The organism is Pseudomonas sp. FW305-3-2-15-E-TSA4 (genome assembly GCF_058787295.1).
The window spans coordinates 1-2842 of record NZ_JBYSZP010000036.1; the positions used below are offsets into that span (position 1 = coordinate 1).

A 2842-nucleotide genomic window follows, 5' to 3' on the forward strand; every position below is an offset into this window, starting at 1 on the left:
TTTGTGAGCATCGCGAACTTTCGGTTCATTGCGTCTTCACACACCGCAATCTGGTCTCTTTCGAGCATTCAGATTGCTTGGGTGTTATATGGTCAAGCCTCACGGGCAATTAGTATTGGTTAGCTCAACGCCTCACAGCGCTTACACACCCAACCTATCAACGTCGTAGTCTTCGACGGCCCTTCAGGGAACTCAAGGTTCCAGTGAGATCTCATCTTGAGGCAAGTTTCCCGCTTAGATGCTTTCAGCGGTTATCTTTCCCGAACATAGCTACCCGGCAATGCCACTGGCGTGACAACCGGAACACCAGAGGTTCGTCCACTCCGGTCCTCTCGTACTAGGAGCAGCCCCTCTCAAATCTCAAACGTCCACGGCAGATAGGGACCGAACTGTCTCACGACGTTCTAAACCCAGCTCGCGTACCACTTTAAATGGCGAACAGCCATACCCTTGGGACCGGCTTCAGCCCCAGGATGTGATGAGCCGACATCGAGGTGCCAAACACCGCCGTCGATATGAACTCTTGGGCGGTATCAGCCTGTTATCCCCGGAGTACCTTTTATCCGTTGAGCGATGGCCCTTCCATACAGAACCACCGGATCACTAAGACCTACTTTCGTACCTGCTCGACGTGTCTGTCTCGCAGTCAAGCGCGCTTTTGCCTTTATACTCTACGACCGATTTCCGACCGGTCTGAGCGCACCTTCGTACTCCTCCGTTACTCTTTAGGAGGAGACCGCCCCAGTCAAACTACCCACCATACACTGTCCTCGATCCGGATAACGGACCTGAGTTAGAACCTCAAAGTTGCCAGGGTGGTATTTCAAGGATGGCTCCACGCGAACTGGCGTCCACGCTTCAAAGCCTCCCACCTATCCTACACAAGCAAATTCAAAGTCCAGTGCAAAGCTATAGTAAAGGTTCACGGGGTCTTTCCGTCTAGCCGCGGATACACTGCATCTTCACAGCGATTTCAATTTCACTGAGTCTCGGGTGGAGACAGCGCCGCCATCGTTACGCCATTCGTGCAGGTCGGAACTTACCCGACAAGGAATTTCGCTACCTTAGGACCGTTATAGTTACGGCCGCCGTTTACCGGGGCTTCGATCAAGAGCTTCGCGTTAGCTAACCCCATCAATTAACCTTCCGGCACCGGGCAGGCGTCACACCCTATACGTCCACTTTCGTGTTTGCAGAGTGCTGTGTTTTTAATAAACAGTCGCAGCGGCCTGGTATCTTCGACCGGCATGAGCTTACGGAGCAAGTCCTTCACCCTCACCGGCGCACCTTCTCCCGAAGTTACGGTGCCATTTTGCCTAGTTCCTTCACCCGAGTTCTCTCAAGCGCCTTGGTATTCTCTACCCAACCACCTGTGTCGGTTTGGGGTACGGTTCCTGGTTATCTGAAGCTTAGAAGCTTTTCTTGGAAGCATGGCATCAACCACTTCGTCACCTGAAAGGTAACTCGTCATCAGCTCTCGGCCTTAAGATCCCGGATTTACCTAAGATCTCAGCCTACCACCTTAAACTTGGACAACCAACGCCAAGCTGGCCTAGCCTTCTCCGTCCCTCCATCGCAATAACCAGAAGTACAGGAATATTAACCTGTTTTCCATCGACTACGCTTTTCAGCCTCGCCTTAGGGACCGACTAACCCTGCGTCGATTAACGTTGCGCAGGAAACCTTGGTCTTTCGGCGTGGGTGTTTTTCACACCCATTGTCGTTACTCATGTCAGCATTCGCACTTCTGATACCTCCAGCAAGCTTCTCAACTCACCTTCACAGGCTTACAGAACGCTCCTCTACCGCATCACTTGCGTGATACCCGTAGCTTCGGTGTATGGTTTGAGCCCCGTTACATCTTCCGCGCAGGCCGACTCGACTAGTGAGCTATTACGCTTTCTTTAAAGGGTGGCTGCTTCTAAGCCAACCTCCTAGCTGTCTAAGCCTTCCCACATCGTTTCCCACTTAACCATAACTTTGGGACCTTAGCTGACGGTCTGGGTTGTTTCCCTTTTCACGACGGACGTTAGCACCCGCCGTGTGTCTCCCATGCTCGGCACTTGTAGGTATTCGGAGTTTGCATCGGTTTGGTAAGTCGGGATGACCCCCTAGCCGAAACAGTGCTCTACCCCCTACAGTGATACATGAGGCGCTACCTAAATAGCTTTCGAGGAGAACCAGCTATCTCCGAGCTTGATTAGCCTTTCACTCCGATCCACAGGTCATCCGCTAACTTTTCAACGGTAGTCGGTTCGGTCCTCCAGTCAGTGTTACCTAACCTTCAACCTGCCCATGGATAGATCGCCCGGTTTCGGGTCTATTCCCAGCGACTAGACGCCCTATTAAGACTCGCTTTCGCTACGCCTCCCCTATTCGGTTAAGCTCGCCACTGAAAATAAGTCGCTGACCCATTATACAAAAGGTACGCAGTCACCCAACAAAGTGGGCTCCCACTGCTTGTACGCATACGGTTTCAGGATCTATTTCACTCCCCTCTCCGGGGTTCTTTTCGCCTTTCCCTCACGGTACTAGTTCACTATCGGTCAGTCAGTAGTATTTAGCCTTGGAGGATGGTCCCCCCATATTCAGACAAAGTTTCTCGTGCTCCGTCCTACTCGATTTCATGACTAAGAGACTTTCGCGTACAGGGCTATCACCCACTATGGCCGCACTTTCCAGAGCGTTCCGCTAATCTCAAAGCCACTTAAGGGCTAGTCCCCGTTCGCTCGCCACTACTAAGGGAATCTCGGTTGATTTCTTTTCCTCAGGGTACTTAGATGTTTCAGTTCCCCTGGTTCGCCTCTTGCACCTATGTATTCAGTACAAGATAACCATCTTG

General features: G+C 51.8%; 1 rRNA gene. It reads right to left on the reverse strand.

Annotation, left to right across the window (positions count from 1 at the left end):
* Window positions 1-88: 88 nt before the first annotated feature.
* Window positions 89-2842: ribosomal RNA gene (locus tag AC3WMV_RS28215) — 23S ribosomal RNA — on the reverse strand.